A 13,866-nucleotide genomic window follows, 5' to 3' on the forward strand; every position below is an offset into this window, starting at 1 on the left:
GAAGGCGTTGAGATGGTTATGCCTGGTGACAACGTGAACATGGTTGTTACCCTGATCCACCCAATCGCGATGGATGACGGTCTGCGTTTCGCAATCCGTGAAGGCGGCCGTACTGTAGGCGCTGGTGTTGTTGCTAAAGTTATCGCTTAATCGCTGATAATTAAGAGCAAAAAAAGGGTGCTTCGGCACCCTTTTTTATTGCCTAAAATTTGTGTGCAAAAGCGTTCAAACTGCATTTGCAATAATAACCATTCTCATTTACAGTTAGTTCAAGATTTATGCGAAGCGTGGTTTATATGTACGTGTGTTTGTGCAATTCAGTCAGTGATAAAACGATCAGACAGGCAGTCAGACGTTACCAGCCGCAAACGTTCCAACAGTTGAGGAGTTTTGTTCCGGTAGGAACGCAATGTGGCAAATGTGTTCGTGCGGCACGACAAATAATGGAAGATGAATTACAGCAAATTCCTGAGTTCAAAAACATCGCGTAAAAATACTTAGTTAAAAAGTGTGCCTTTTTTTTGACTTACTCTGAACCGGATCTACGCTTTAGATACCGGAACGGAGGAGTTACCTATGAAAGGCGATAAAAAAGTCATTGCACACCTCAATAAACTTCTTGGAAATGAACTGGTTGCTATCAATCAGTACTTTTTGCATGCCCGTATGTTTAAAAACTGGGGACTGATGCGTCTCAACGGTATCGAATATCACGAATCCATTGATGAAATGAAACATGCTGATATCTATATTGAGCGGATCCTCTTCCTGGAAGGGCTTCCTAACCTGCAGGATCTCGGCAAACTCAATATTGGTGAAGATGTTGAGGAAATGCTGAAATCTGATTTGCTGCTGGAACTTGAAGGGGCGAAGGATTTACGCGAAGGCATTGCTTATGCTGACTCGGTGCACGATTACGTCAGCCGCGATTTAATGATTAATATCCTGGCGGATGAAGAGCATCACATCGACTGGCTGGAAACCGAACTGGAACTCATCGGGCGTATTGGCATTCAGAACTACATCCAGTCTCAGCTGAAAGAAGAATCCCAGTAATTTCTGCTGTATTAACTCAACATCAGCCAGATTGTTTTGCTCTCCTGGCTGATGTAAATCAGCGCACCAGCCAGTGCCAGGCAGGGTCCGAAAGGCGTTTGCTCTGACATTTTATAAATACATACCCTTACCAGTGTGAAAACGATCCCCGCAAGTGCGGCGAGAATACACAGATATGGCAACATCTGCCAGCCCACCCAGGCGCCAAGTGCTGCCAGGAGTTTAAAATCCCCGTACCCCATTCCCTCTTTGCCGCTGACTAACTTGACACTCCAGTACAAAAACCACAACGCCAGATAACCTGTGACCGCGCCATATAATGCATTCTGAAGTGTCACGCTGCCGTACAGAGAGTGGACGAGTAACCCGGCCCACAGCAAGGGCAGTGTCAGTCGGTCAGGAAGCAGGTAAGTTGCCAAATCAATCAGGCTTAATGCCAGAAGAAACCAGAACAGTAATAAGGCACTGAATAAACTCAGGGGAGTGGTAAACAGAAACGACAGACCAAGAAACATGGCGGCGCATCCTGCTTCTGTAAGGGGGTACCTTTTAGAGATCGTGGTTTTGCAATAATGGCATTTCCCCCGTAACAACAACCAGCTCAAAACCGGAATGTTCTGCCAGTATTTTAGCGGATGTATACAGGCGGGGCAGTGTGATGCCGGAAGGCTCAGATTAAAGCCATGCTCTGTCAGTTGACCATCGTTCTGAATCATCAGCGGCAAGCGATAAACGACGACATTAAGAAAGCTGCCCAGCAGCAATCCCAAAACAGCGACGCAGGTGTGATAAAACCCGTCGGGTAATGATGTGATATAAGACAATTGCTGCCATCCTCCGTCCATGCTAAATATCTTCCTTGTTATGACATCTGCCCGTTAACGCAGTGTGAGTTGAGGAACACTGACGCTTCCTGTTGGTCCGTTACCTGTCACTATTGAGATGGCCACGACCTGAATACCGTATTCCTTATTGAGAATTTCAAGCCAGCGTAAAAGGGTGGTGTAAGGGATCTGCTCAAAGCTTAGGGCGACTCCCCGTTCATTCTGAGTAGTCTTAGGAAGTTGCAGGGATAAACCTGCCGCTGAGGTGTTAATAGCTTCCGTCAGCTTTTCTGTCTTAACTCGCAGTCCGGAAGGTACCCCGAGACGCTGGGTTTGCTGAATCATCCATTCAAGCTGGTGATGTTGCGTGTTGACCCGTGCCTGGGATTGGGCGATCCGGTTGTTGAGCGGGGTTAAAATACCGTACCAGATGCAAGTTACTGCCAACAGAAAAGCGGCAACCAGTATCAGCCATCTTTCCCGTTCATTTTTAAGCATCAGCCACTGTTTCATGATTTACTCCGCTGAGTTAGCGTGGCGGTGATACCCGCTGATGACGTGGCTAACTTAGAAATGGCAAAGTGAAAATCGCTTTCGGTCCGTTCGACGAAATCATCAATCGCCGCCCGGTCACCCGTAGTAATCTGCAGAGTGAACTGTTTCGTCTCTTGCTGAAAATCTAATTTATCTATGTCAATTTGCGGGCTCTGCTCCTGATAAGTCGTGAGTTTTGCCAGTGCAGGAAGAAAAGCCATGGGTACTTTTTTCATATTTTGTTCAAAATAGAACTTCAGATTACGGGTGTGTTTGTCCTGCGGAAACCAGGTTTGATGAAGTGCAAGCATCTCTTTTTTCAGTAATGATTCTTGCTGAGAAATCTGCCACCAGGTGAAAAGTTTGGCGCCGATAATCACTAGCACCGTGAGTATCGCCATGCTGGTTGCCACCCGTAGCAGATGACGTTCCCAGGCGGATTCTTCTTTACGCACGGCGAACTCGCCCTGCAGCAGATTCACTGCTGACGGACAGTTATTCTTCATCATAATCAGGGGATGAAAAGGCAGATCAGCGCGCACCCAGCCAGGAGAAATCGATTTCTCATCTCCGTAGTAATGTAATGTCTCCGGCGTTGCGATTTTAAGTAGGGTATCGAGTAATACCTGCTCAACCTGACAGCCTGAATATTCCGACTGTCGAAGGAGCCACTGCTTATCAAGCTTCATTATCGACCAGCCTTCTTCATGCCTGGGCAGCAGCAAGGCATCAATATAAATGTGCCTTATTGTCAGCCCTGCATCGCTAAATAGCCGAAGCCAGTTTCTTAAATAATCTGATTCAATACCCGCCACAAAGAGTGTCTGTTTTTCTCGATAAAGCTCAACCCAATGCAACGTATCGACATCACTGGCAATACTTTCTTCAGTAAGATGGCCAATCATCTGGCGAGTAATTTTGTTTGCGTGTTGAGGCAGAGCGATCTGACGGAAAACTATTTCACTGGCCGGGATGAACAGACAAACATTACGTGCCGCAGGTTGTGTGGCGAGTTCTGATAAATGTTCGGTATCCGGCAGGCAATGGATATCGTTGTCACATTCTGCCTTATCCGTGAACCAATAGAGTGAGTGCTCTGGCGTAGTACCAGCCCTGATAAACAGCCTGTTGGCCAGATGAAGTTGTTCCATTTACTCAATTACCCGATAGCGACGTTGATAAATTTTGATTTTTGAATCCTGTGGATTGAATTGCACAAAACTGCTCATAGCATTTTGCTGTTCTTCAAACCGGCCTAGCGTATAGAGGACGAAGTATTGGCTGCGTACCGTCAGCAGCGGTTTTAATTCGCTGCTTTGGATTTCCAGACTAAAACGCTGTTTCTTCACCTCTTTCAGAAAAGCGTCAACAGAAACCCAGCCTCTGCGCGGTCGCGCTGAAATTAATCTGATTGCATCCTCCTGATTAATACCGCCAAGAAATAAGGCGCTTAACAGAGGAGCCTGTTCTTCGGTCAGCATATTCACATTAATTTGCTGAAACTCTTCGGGGAGAGTGCAAAGCTGATGTCGGATTTTTTTGAGTGGCAGAAGAGGGAGGTCGGGCAGCAGCGCCAGCTCATTCAGGGAAAAAAGACGTTGATTAGCTGCAGCACGGGGCGGTATCAGCGTTTCGTAATACTCGGATTCCGCACCGGATGTTCGGGTCTCGTTATCGGCATCAAGATAATCGCTGAGGGTATCAGCGAACCGCTCGGTTTCAACGGATGTTGCCTGCGCATCAAGAAGAAGTTGTTTCAGTACCTGCGTATTGTATGGTTCACCCTCTATCGTCGTGTCAGGCTCGTTATTACGCAGGCTGTTAATGTTAAAACAGTTTTGTCCATCAGCAATAATATAGTCCACTGAAAATCCATCCTGGCCGGTGAAGTGGCCTTGCTGAACGGCAAACTGATCGAGGTTGTTTTGAACAGGGTTTTCGGTAAGTTCTTTTTTCAGTCTCGGCAGGGCGATTTCTTCAGCGGCAAAGGTTAGCCAGCGTAATTGCTGTTGATTGAGTAACCAACTTTGGCGGTGCTGGCTGACCTGAAATTGCAGCGTCATTTTTGCCGCTAATGCAGCCATGATGGCAAGGATCATTAAGACGATCAGTAGCGCCACACCTTGTTGCTTACTCATCGGTGGTGTTCTCCCCGTTTAAGGGTATCGGAGCTGCGGATTCAGAACTTGCTTGCTCAGACGGCTTATCAACTGACTCTGCCTTCGTCTCCTCAATTATTTGGGGCAGGAGGAATAACCGGCGTATTTCACCCATATCTTCCAGCGTGACAATGAGTTCGATGACTTTTGGAAAAGAATCCGTTTTGCTCCAGCTGTTGGTCCAGCCGCCGGAATAGAATCGCCAATGCAAAGAACTTACGCCTGTCAGCAGGGTAAAGGGCGTTATCGCTGATGAATCAGTCAGTGGCTGGGACGGAAGAGATTGTGCGCTGCGCGTCAGTGTGTGATCGGTAAATGTCCAGGTAACCCGTGTAAGATCACTGGCAGACAAGGGGGCTGATGCAGAATAACTGCCAATGGTTGTAAAACTTAATGAGGTCTCAGAGGCTGATAAAAGAGCTCCTGCCACATCGGTTTGCCGTGGCAATATCTGGATCAGATCCCGTTCCAGCAAAGAAAATGTAGTCTGAATTCCGGTCAGTCTTGCCGTGTGTTCTTGTGCTATTTCACTGTTTTTAACTGATGCGGAAAGGATCTGATAGGCCAGCAGGCTGAGAAGCGCAAATATCGTCATCGCAATCATGACTTCTATCAGCGTGAAACCTTGTTGTTTGGCTGTCTGCTGGCTGCTCATGGCTTCTCTGCCATTATCTGAGTCCAGCGGCTCACCGAAAGGATCGGTGAAAGGGCATCTTCTACCTGAAGAACGCGTACCTGGTTCTGGCTAATGTTGTTCTCTCTATCAAGGGTATGTTGCTGTTCAACAAACCATTCCTGCCCGGCTAGTGTTACTCGTCTTTTTTCTTTTTTTTCCGCTTTGATCTGTGTTTCTATCAGCGTATTTTCAGCAACCCAGCTGGCAAAGAGAGAAGTTCGAAAATGATCTACTGCGCTCATTTGCGAACTCAGGCTATTCAGTAATGCCAGAGCCGCCGTGGCGAAGATGCCGAGGGCAATGATTACTTCAATCAGAGTCATACCTTGCTGATTTTTAACACTACACGTTGAAGATATACGCATTATTTTCCAGACCTTCTGACATTGAATATCAGTGGCAGTCGTCCTTCAGAAATGATGCTGCAACAGGCCGGTTCAGATGCAGAGGAAGAAAAACTGAGTTCAAAGACTGAAAGTGTTCCGTCGGGCATAAAAACAATCTGTGGTGGGCGGTTGATAGATTTATTGAGGGCTAAAGGGCTGAGCGAAAGGGTTTCATTTTCCGCAAATTCACCGCTGACAGGCATGCGGGAAGATTCAATTTCTTGCCACTGAGGCTCACGTGTTAGTGGAATCAACGTTAGCGTGCCACCTAAAACCACAAACTGATAAGCGCCGGCCGTTAAGGAAAGCCCGAGCGGTTTTCCTTCCAGCACTGCGCGCTCAGCAGCATATTCCATCACTGTTTTCATTTGCTCAGCGCGTTGGATTTGTGAGTTGTCAGACGGTAAAACCATGACCACAACCCCTGCAGCAATGGCGAAAATGGCCATTACCATCAGTATTTCCAGCAGCGTAAAGCCGGATTGTTTGACCGCGGACAAGGTTAGTGATCCTTCTCAACCCAGTTCTTTATGTCATCTGCGGTGTTGGGCTCACTGTCAGGCCCGGCAGAAAAGACATCGATAGCCCCATGTTCACCTGGACTGACCAACATGTATTCGTTGCCCCAGGGATCGGCGGGCAAACGCTTTATGTATCCATCGTTACGATAATTGGCAGGTAGCGGGTTGATCGTGGGCAGGGTTACAAGGGCTTCAAGCGTTTGTTCGGTTGTTGGATAGCGATGGTTATCCAGCTTATACATGTCGAGGGCGTTCTCGAGGGCGACAATATCGCTGACGGCTTTTTGGGTATCTGCTCTTTCTTTGTTGCCCATTACATTAGGAACAACGAGCGCTGCCAGCACCCCGAGAATGACGATAACCACCATCAGTTCGATTAATGTAAAGCCTTGTTGCTTCTGAGTGCCAATGTACTGATTTTTTTGAATGTTTAACATGGAATGATACCTTTAACTGACCAGATTATTAAGCTGGAGAATCGGTTGTAAAATCGACATGATGATGAATAAAACAATACTGGCCATAGTGACAATCAGCAGTGGTTCAAATAGCGCCAATACCATTGAAAGCCGGTGTTGCATCAGCTTGTCCTGATTGTCTGCCGCGTGTGCCATAAGCTCGCCAAGACGCCCGCTTTGTTCACCGGAAGCAATCATGTAGAGCATCATGGGTGGGAAGAGGCGGGTTTGTTCCAGAACAGCAAAGAGTGAGCTGCCCTGACGAACATGTTCTGCCGCTTGGGTAAGTAAATAATGGATCCGGCGGTTAGTTATCCCTTCTGTTGAGATTTTCATCGCATCAAGTAAAGGAACGCCGCTCGATTGCAAGATACTGAGAGTCCGGGCATATCGGGCACTATTGATGGCCCTGATCAGTGGCCCTAAAACGACAACACCGAGCAACGCCGTATGAAAACGCATAAGATTATGCTTACGGCGCAGAGCCAGCCTGAAGGTAGCGATGAAAGCGATAACCACTATGGCAATCACCCACCATGTACGTTCCAGGAAACCACTGACGCCAATTAAAATACGGGTGGAGATGGGCAGCGTATGTTTCATATGCACAAACTGTTCAATGATTTGCGGGACGACGGCAACCAGCAAAATAACAATCACTAGAATGGCAATGATGGTGAGCATGGCCGGGTAAATCATGGCTTGCGACAACTTGCTTTTGATTTGCTGGCGGATTTCATAATAATCCGCCATTTTTTCCAGTACGGTGCCGAGTTGTCCGGTTCGTTCACCTGCCGTGACCAGTGTTCTGAACATCGGATCAAATAGGCGAGGAAAATCAGATAATGCATCGGCTAGCGTATGTCCCTCCACCACTTTGTTACGCACAGCGGTCAGCACTTGCGTGAGTCCGGCGTGCTCGGTTTGGCGGGCAATAACGGCAAGTGCACCTTCTACGGGCAGGGCTGCATTGGTTAATGTGGCGAGCTGACGTGAGAATAGTGAAATGGCATGTGAAGGGACACGCGTTTTCAATCCTTTATTTTTACTATTTAGAGTTGTCAGCGAGTTGCCCACCTGCTTTATTTCAAGAAGCGTTAAACCCCGCTCGCGGACAATCTGGCGCGCCAGGCGGAGAGAATCGGCATCAATTACTCCTCGCTGCGTCTTGCCCGTCGGGGTGATTGCATGAAAGGCGAAGCGGCTCATGAGGGCGTTCCCCGTGTCGCTATCTCTTGTTCGGCAGTAACTCTGATCACTTCTTCCAGCGTAGTCTCGCCGCTAATGGTTTTAAGCAGTCCATTTTCCCGCAAGCTTCGGGCAGTTTTGCGATGAATGTTCTCAATGGAAAATTCATCCTGATTCTCATGAATAGCCTGACGTATAGCGTTATCAACAACCATGCATTCGTGGATAGCCGCCCTGCCTTTATAGCCCGTGAAATGGCATTGAGAACATCCGACGGCTTTAAAAACAGTGGCTGGTGGTTCCGGCAGAAAGTGGAATAAAGGAATGTGAGACACATCTAACGGGGACTGTCGGGTACAATGCGGGCAAAGGCGTCGCACGAGTCGCTGAGCCACCACGCCTAATAATGAGGAGGCGAGAAGGAAGGGCTCCAGACCCATATCCCGTAAACGGGTAATGGCACCGACGGCACTATTTGTATGCAATGTTGACATCACCAGATGGCCGGTCAGTGAAGCCTGCACCGCGATTTGAGCTGTTTCATTGTCGCGGATCTCACCGACCATGACTACATCCGGGTCCTGACGCAAAATCGCCCGCAAACCGAGCGCAAATGTCATTTCTACACGGGGGTTAACTTGCGTTTGCCCCACGCCCTCCAGTTCATACTCAATCGGGTCTTCGACAGTAAGAATGTTACGCTCGTTATTGTTGAGTGCAGAAAGAACTGCGTACAGAGTCGTGCTTTTACCTGAACCGGTCGGCCCGGTGACCAGAATGATCCCGTGAGGTTTACGGATTAATGCCGATAGCTGTTGTTCGTCCTGTGGAGACAGACCAAGTTGTGGAATCTCAAGACATAAATTATTTTTATCCAAAAGGCGCATCACCACACGCTCACCATATTGAGCTGGAATGGTCGATACGCGGATATCAATCGCCCGGTGACCGATACGTAACGAAATGCGACCATCCTGAGGTAAACGTTTTTCAGCGATATCCAGTTTCGCCATCACCTTGATGCGCGATACCAAGAACGGTGCCAGCTTGCGAGCCGGTTGCAGGATTTGCCGTAAGACGCCATCGATACGAAACCGGATACTGAGCATGCGTTCGAAGGTTTCGATATGGATATCCGAAGCACCCTCTTTGACTGCTTCAGAAAGCACCGCATTAATCAGACGGATGATCGGCGAATTTTCATCACTGGCCAGTAAGTCTTCGTTATCAGGTAATTCCTCAGACAAAGACAGAAGATCGACCTCGTTATCGATATCATCAATGATTTGTTGTGACTCGCCGCTGCTACGCTGGTAGGTTGCTGATAACTTTTCATCGAACAATGTCGTTTCCACTATTTCGACCGCTGTTATTTCACCCATGATCCGACGTACTTCGAGCAGTGTTTCCACTGAAATGTCCTGTCGGCAAAAAAGTACGTTATCAAGCAGCGTTACGCCTTTTTGTTTGGCGTAGGTATAAGGCAGAACAGGGGAGGCTTGTTCCACAACGGGTCTATATAGCACTTCGTTATCACTGTTCATGGCTTATCCACTAAACGGATTACGAGGTTTGCCGTCATCAGGCGTGGTGGATATGGATGCTTTTGGCACATTGTTCCCAGGATAGTCAGGCAAAATAGAACGGGTATTTGGCGTGAGCAGATCCTGATGGTCCTCATCCTGACGCGTTTTTTGAATTTTTTGAAAGTGCGAATATTTCTTATTGGAAATGGAAGAGTAAACCTCATCATCACGAATAATGGTCGGCCTGATAAACACCATCAGATTACGTTTTGCTGATTCAGTGCTGGTATAGCGGAACAAATTGCCTATCCACGGAATATCACCCAACAGAGGAACTTTGGATTTGGTTTCTTTGGTACTGTCATCCAGCAAACCGCCCAGGACTACAGTTTCACCCGTACGAACCAGCACGGCATTGGAAATGGTGCGGGTATTGAAGGTCGGACCAAGACTAGAGTTAGTTGAAGTATCAACGCTGGAAACTTCCTGTTCGATTTCCATCAGCACAGAGTCACCTTCATTGATCTGCGGAGTGACTTTTAATTTTGTGCCGACGGTTTTGTAAACCACGCTGCTATAAATGTTATCGCCAGATGTAGTTTGTGAGCCGGACAGGGAGGGGACTTCCTGACCGACGTTGAATGAGGCTTCTTTATTATCGAGAGTGACAATGCTTGGGGTGGCAAGAATATCGTTTTTATTACTGGTGGATAACGCAGTGAGTAAGACATTCCAGTCACCGCTAAAGAAGCCTGCGGTCATGCCATTGAAGGTCTGCAAAGTGCTGCTCAGAGGATTATCGCTGCTGATAATGCCCTCTTTTTTGTACTGGCGAACTCCGGCCGCAACGGTCGATATTGGCGCGCCGGTTCCGGTAAATTGTGTTCCACCAACCTGGTTGTTGCTCCACTGGATACCCAGATTAAGCCCGTTGCCATCCTGTACTTCGACAATAATGGCTTCGACTAACACCTGTGCACGGCGGATATCGAGCTTGGTGATGACCTGTTCGAGTGACTGCATCACATCCTGCTGTGCAGTAATGACGATGGAGTTTGTTTGTTCATCTGCAGTGATGCTCATCGGCTTGTTAGACGCGCCGGAAGGCTGAGCTGTTTTGCCTTCTTTCATCTCTTCTGTGATGCCAGTAAGTACGGGAACGATTTTTTCCGCTTTGGCATATTTCAGATAGAAAACACGCGTATTGCCCTGAGATGACTGGTCTTTATCAAGCTGACTAACCAGTTTTGCTGCGCGGCTGCGCACACCTTCTGGCCCGCTGATGATTAGGGTATTGGTTCTCTCATCCGCGACGATTTTGGCTTGTAATATGGACGATGATTGTCCTTTAGATTCCTCGCGAACCAGGTTGTTCATCATCTCAGCCATTTCCGGGGCAGAAGCATATTTTAGTTTAATGGTTTGCCTTTGCTGGTCACCCATCGCGTCAACGCGTTCGACAAGCTTAATAAGCCGGTTGACCACCGATGCCCGGCCCGTCAGAAGCAAAACATTGGAGGGTTCGTAATGAACAACATTCCCTACTCCGGTACTGTCATTCATCTGGCGAAGCAAAGGTGCTAACTCTCTGACCGGCACATTAAGAAGCGTTACGACGCGGGTGATAATTTCATCTCCCTTGCCGGGGTTGTTTTTGTCTGCAACGGGCACGCCAGACATTTTGGCATTCGCTGAACGCACGACCTTCAGTAGCCCGTTATCCATTGGGATCACAGCAAAACCATAGACATCCAGCACGCTGAGAAAAAATTGATAGTATTGTTCTTCATTCAAAACATCATAACTTCTGACAGAAACAGTTCCCTGCACGGAGGGATCGATAAGGATAGTTTTATTCAGATTTTTACTTACCGTATCAATAAACTCTTTAATATCCGTGCCCTTAAAGCTCGCAGTAAACTCTTCCGCGTGTACAATCCCTGGAAGGGTGGCAAATAATATGCATGCCTTTACTAGGAGAGAGTTAATGAACTTCTTCATGACTTTCTGTATCCAACGATGTTTCGATAGTAGCTAGATTTATATAGATATTCTGAAGTTGATTTTCTCTCAGAACGGTAAGTTGTACATCCCTCAGGCTTGCCAGTTGTTCAATGTATTTATCTGCTGTTGCAGTGTCGTCGAGAGATTGCCCATTTATTTTGATGACGAACTCGCCTGGAATAAGTCCCGCTCTAAGATAAACATTGCGGCTCGTTTTGGGATTGAATCTATAACCTGTAAGTTTCTCATCTTTATATACGGGGTTGGCAACTAAATAATGCATTAAGTATTTTGCGTGTTCTTTGTTTGCCCTCTGTTTTTGTGGTTCTGGGCGTTTATTATCCTGAGCTTTATCACTGAGGTATAAAATCGCTGTTCCCTTGGGGGTGCGTATTAAAACTTCGTCTGGTTTTACTGACTGCAAGTAAGCGTTTTCCACATCAGCAAGCTTTTCACCTTCACGGTAACTATGCTGACCCGTCGGTCCTTGAAGAATAGCCAGTGAGCGCCGACTGTCAGTACTTGTCAGAACTCCCTTAAGGAATAAGGGAAGCTTAACGCTAGTCGCTGGTGATCGAGTTACCTCTTTAATCACTGCATTTCTGCGTTTTTCAAATAGTGTGCCGGGTATATTGATAAAAATTTTGGCGTCGGTGGAGGTCTTGGGCAGGAACCCAAAACTTTCCCTGCTATTTAGCACAGTAAAAGCGATTGTTGAGCAACAAATCATTGTGAGTATGAATGTAATGACAATAAGTATTCCTGTCTTCAATGATATATTTGGCCGATGCCCTTTATTCCAGATGGCATACATGTATTGGATCATTCCCTTGTGCTTTCGTTATTCCAGTGGGTTACTTATTAGGCTATATTATACGCAGAAAAACATTGATTCACATTAATACATGTTCAATACGAATGAGGTTGTGTTTCTTGATTTTCAGATTTATTCCTCTTTCGGTTTTTTATTTAAAAACATTCATTGAATGTATAAATGGTTATGGGTATCGGTATGTACCGCGATTACTTTAATTTTGTCACGCTTCCCTTTTTGGAAGGTAATTATTTCAATAATATACGTTTGTTGGCCGCTCAGGATTTTATTCTGCAGAAGTTGAATCAGGGAGGTATCGCGATAATCGATGGTAACAAAGGTGTTGGTAAAACGCGACTGGCGCACGAGATTGCCAGAAAAAGTCAATGCCGGGTATTGAATTTAAGTGCAGCGTCTTTGAATGGCGCAGACAGTGAAAGCCTTGGACAATTACTAGCCTTTTGTTTTCATTTAAAGAAATGGCAAACATTACCAGCCTCGATTCTCACTATGCGAATTGCAGAATCCTTTGTCCACAATGAGGACCCCGCAGAGCCCTGGTTGGTCGTGATCGATAATGCTGAAAACCTCACGGCAGAAAGTTATGAGTTTTTACGTACATTCAAAACTTATCCGCAATCTCTGCGTGTCTCATTCCTGCTAGTAGAAGAACATAAGGGGAGTAAAAGCCGCGGCAGGCGCCATAAGATGGGGCTACCATATGCGGTTTACTCTCTGTCTCCAATGAGTCTCGCAGAAACCTCGGACTATCTGTCCCAAAGGATGCAATCAGCCGGAGGGGAGCCAACCCTTTTTAACAAACCACTCGTTAAATTGTTGCACACTGCCGCTGGTGGTAAGTTTCGGCTTATTAATGAACTGGCAACAGACTCACTGAACAGCGCATATGCAGAAAAAACACAGTCAGTCACTTATCGGCAAATGAAAGTCTGCCTCGAGGCGCGAGGACTGACGCCTGGCAAAAGGAAATGTCTCACGTTTCTCATTGCGTGCTACATGCTTTTAGGCAGTGTTTTGGGATGGACTTATTTAGGCTATGTAAAGCCATACCTCCCGCTGTTGGCGACGTTTTCCGAAAGGCTGCACGAAATCCCTGCTGCGGCCAAAAAACTGAGTGATGTTGGAAGTAACGAGCGTAACGGAATGCGTCAGCTCTTTCAGGTGTGGGGTTATGACGTGCCAACTAATGATGCGTTCTGTGATCAGGCTGTACGTGCACAGCTCACCTGTAAAAAGGGCAAGGCAACCTTAGAGACCTTAGTCCAGGACGGAATTCCTTGGTTAAGTCCGATTACAGCAGATAAACAGACCGTGTACGCTACCGTTGTGAAGGTCACTGATGAGGAGTTAGATATTCTTATTAAAGATGAGACGTGGACGGTTCAGCGCAGCTGGTTTAACGAAGTTTGGGGTGGCGAATATATCCAGCTATTTCCGCAGACTCCGAGCGGTAAAAACGCCATCAACAATACAAGCCCTGAAGCTGACACCGCTTGGTTAGATATGACACTGAGCAAAATCCTGAACCTGCCATTCGGTAAAACGGGTCAGTGGGACAAAGATTTGATCAGGAAGGTTAAATTATTCCAACAACGGGAAGGTCTTATTGTTGATGGAAGGGTAGGTAAGGGCACACTGATGCAAATCGCTAAACGTACCGGCAACATGCCCGTGCTGCTTACAGAAGAAGAGCTCTAGG

The 13,866-nt window shown here is 46.9% G+C and carries 15 protein-coding genes and 1 pseudogene; 4 read left to right on the plus strand and 12 right to left on the minus strand.

The features are described from left to right. The 3 genes and pseudogenes from tuf to bfr all read left to right on the plus strand — a co-directional run. Window positions 1-150 (plus strand): annotated as a pseudogene (gene tuf / locus DXU84_RS23095) (elongation factor Tu); the annotation flags it as partial. Between the two features lie 146 nt (window positions 151-296). Beyond that, on the plus strand, window positions 297-491 hold the full coding sequence (gene bfd / locus DXU84_RS23100; RefSeq protein ID WP_013573671.1) for a bacterioferritin-associated ferredoxin: 195 nt from the start codon (window positions 297-299) through the stop codon (window positions 489-491). A gap of 85 nt (window positions 492-576) precedes the next feature. Next, complete coding sequence (bfr, locus tag DXU84_RS23105; RefSeq protein ID WP_013573672.1) at window positions 577-1,056, plus strand: bacterioferritin; 480 nt, start codon at window positions 577-579, stop codon at window positions 1,054-1,056. A gap of 11 nt (window positions 1,057-1,067) precedes the next feature. On the opposite strand, the gene DXU84_RS23110 is transcribed toward bfr, so the two are convergent. The 12 genes from DXU84_RS23110 to gspC are packed head-to-tail and all read right to left on the minus strand — an operon-like array spanning window position 1,068 to window position 12,146. Then, window positions 1,068-1,901, minus strand: a complete 834-nt coding sequence (locus DXU84_RS23110; protein WP_153376726.1) for an A24 family peptidase — start codon at window positions 1,899-1,901, stop codon at window positions 1,068-1,070. A gap of 33 nt (window positions 1,902-1,934) precedes the next feature. Then, on the minus strand, window positions 1,935-2,393 hold the full coding sequence (gene gspM, locus DXU84_RS23115) for a type II secretion system protein GspM (protein WP_153376727.1): 459 nt from the start codon (window positions 2,391-2,393) through the stop codon (window positions 1,935-1,937). Further along, window positions 2,390-3,565, minus strand: coding sequence for a type II secretion system protein GspL (gene gspL, locus DXU84_RS23120; RefSeq protein ID WP_153376728.1), 1,176 nt, complete (start codon window positions 3,563-3,565; stop codon window positions 2,390-2,392). Before gspL ends, gspM begins: the two co-directional genes overlap by 4 nt. Further along, a complete protein-coding gene (gspK, locus tag DXU84_RS23125) occupies window positions 3,566-4,552 on the minus strand; it encodes a type II secretion system minor pseudopilin GspK (RefSeq protein ID WP_013573676.1) in 987 nt (328 codons plus the stop codon). It abuts the gene before it with no gap. Further along, the gene (gene gspJ / locus DXU84_RS23130; RefSeq protein WP_112152597.1) at window positions 4,545-5,228 is read right to left on the minus strand and encodes a type II secretion system minor pseudopilin GspJ; all 684 of its coding nucleotides are present in this window, start codon (window positions 5,226-5,228) and stop codon (window positions 4,545-4,547) included. The genes gspK and gspJ overlap by 8 nt, the downstream gene beginning before the upstream one ends. After that, window positions 5,225-5,614 carry a type II secretion system minor pseudopilin GspI gene (gene gspI / locus DXU84_RS23135; protein ID WP_112152596.1) on the minus strand — a complete coding sequence of 130 codons (390 nt, stop codon included), beginning with the start codon at window positions 5,612-5,614 and terminating at the stop codon, window positions 5,225-5,227. Before gspI ends, gspJ begins: the two co-directional genes overlap by 4 nt. Then, window positions 5,614-6,135 carry a type II secretion system minor pseudopilin GspH gene (gspH, locus tag DXU84_RS23140; protein WP_037035596.1) on the minus strand — a complete coding sequence of 174 codons (522 nt, stop codon included), beginning with the start codon at window positions 6,133-6,135 and terminating at the stop codon, window positions 5,614-5,616. Before gspH ends, gspI begins: the two co-directional genes overlap by 1 nt. Before the next feature lie 2 nt (window positions 6,136-6,137). Beyond that, window positions 6,138-6,593, minus strand: a complete 456-nt coding sequence (gene gspG, locus DXU84_RS23145) for a type II secretion system major pseudopilin GspG (protein ID WP_013573680.1) — start codon at window positions 6,591-6,593, stop codon at window positions 6,138-6,140. A gap of 12 nt (window positions 6,594-6,605) precedes the next feature. After that, window positions 6,606-7,823 carry a type II secretion system inner membrane protein GspF gene (gspF, locus tag DXU84_RS23150; RefSeq protein ID WP_153376729.1) on the minus strand — a complete coding sequence of 406 codons (1,218 nt, stop codon included), beginning with the start codon at window positions 7,821-7,823 and terminating at the stop codon, window positions 6,606-6,608. Next, complete coding sequence (gene gspE / locus DXU84_RS23155; protein WP_112152595.1) at window positions 7,820-9,346, minus strand: type II secretion system ATPase GspE; 1,527 nt, start codon at window positions 9,344-9,346, stop codon at window positions 7,820-7,822. Before gspE ends, gspF begins: the two co-directional genes overlap by 4 nt. Before the next feature lie 3 nt (window positions 9,347-9,349). After that, window positions 9,350-11,329: a type II secretion system secretin GspD gene (gene gspD / locus DXU84_RS23160; protein WP_013573683.1), complete on the minus strand. Its 1,980-nt coding sequence runs from the start codon at window positions 11,327-11,329 to the stop codon at window positions 9,350-9,352. Continuing rightward, a complete protein-coding gene (gspC, locus tag DXU84_RS23165; RefSeq protein ID WP_013573684.1) occupies window positions 11,313-12,146 on the minus strand; it encodes a type II secretion system protein GspC in 834 nt (277 codons plus the stop codon). The genes gspD and gspC overlap by 17 nt, the downstream gene beginning before the upstream one ends. A gap of 198 nt (window positions 12,147-12,344) precedes the next feature. Here gspC and DXU84_RS23170 point away from each other — a divergent pair, with 198 nt between their 5' ends. Continuing rightward, window positions 12,345-13,865, plus strand: a complete 1,521-nt coding sequence (locus DXU84_RS23170) for an ExeA family protein (RefSeq protein ID WP_228389048.1) — start codon at window positions 12,345-12,347, stop codon at window positions 13,863-13,865. The last annotated feature ends 1 nt before the right edge of the window (window position 13,866 follow it).

The sequence above is a fragment of the Rahnella sp. RcJ3 genome, from assembly GCF_009498575.1.
GTDB classification, from domain to species: Bacteria; Pseudomonadota; Gammaproteobacteria; order Enterobacterales; family Enterobacteriaceae; genus Rahnella; species Rahnella aceris.